Genomic DNA, 865 nt, shown 5'->3' on the forward strand with positions numbered 1-865 from the left:
CTGCACTCAAAGCGCTGAGCTTGCACGGCATGGCCAGTGCCTGGCCGGAAGTGCTGGGCACGGCCCGTATGAAAACGCTGGACCACGAGACGGTGCTGCACCAGTTGCTCAAAGCCGAAGCGGCGCAGCGTGAGGTGCGCTCCATGGCTTACCAGATGCGTGTGGCGCGGTTTCCCTCGCACCGTGATCTGGCGGGCTTTGACTTTGCGCAGGCCAGTGTGGATGAGGGGCTGGTGCGTCAGTTGCACAGCCTGCAGTTTGTAGAGGCGGCCCATAACGTGGTACTGATTGGCGGGCCGGGCACGGGCAAGACGCACCTGGCCACCAGCCTGGGCATTGAGGCGATCCGCCACCATGGCAAGCGGGTGCGCTTCTTCTCCACGGTGGAGCTGGTCAACGCGCTGGAACTGGAGAAGGCTCAGGGCAAATCGGGGCAACTGGCGTACCGGCTGATGTACGTGGACCTGGTGATCCTGGATGAAATGGGCTATCTGCCGTTTACCCAGTCGGGCGGGGCTTTGCTGTTTCACCTGCTCTCCAAGTTGTACGAGCGTACCAGCGTGGTGATCACGACCAACCTGAGCTTCTCGGAGTGGGCACGTGTGTTTGGCGATGAGAAGATGACCACGGCCTTGCTGGACCGACTCACGCATCACTGCCATATTGTGGAAACTGGCAATGACAGTTGGCGTTTCAAGCACTCCAGTTCACAGGCGCAGGTCAAGCGTAAAACAACCAAGTCCAGAACCCAGCCGGAAGGAGCCGAAGATGTAGACTTATCCACAATCCAGACAGCCATTTGACCGTCAATTCAGTGGCTCAATTTTGGTTCGGAAGCCGGCTCACTTTGTTTCTGGAATCAACA

General features: G+C 58.7%; 1 protein-coding gene. It reads left to right on the plus strand.

From position 1 onward, the window contains the following. Nucleotides 1–803: IS21-like element helper ATPase IstB (gene istB / locus PYV55_RS16030; RefSeq protein WP_275853230.1), on the plus strand; the 803-nt coding region annotated here is incomplete at its 5' end. Nucleotides 804–865: the final 62 nt, after the last annotated feature.

The sequence above is a fragment of the Extensimonas soli genome, from assembly GCF_029211265.1.
GTDB lineage: Bacteria > Pseudomonadota > Gammaproteobacteria > Burkholderiales > Burkholderiaceae_C > Extensimonas > Extensimonas soli.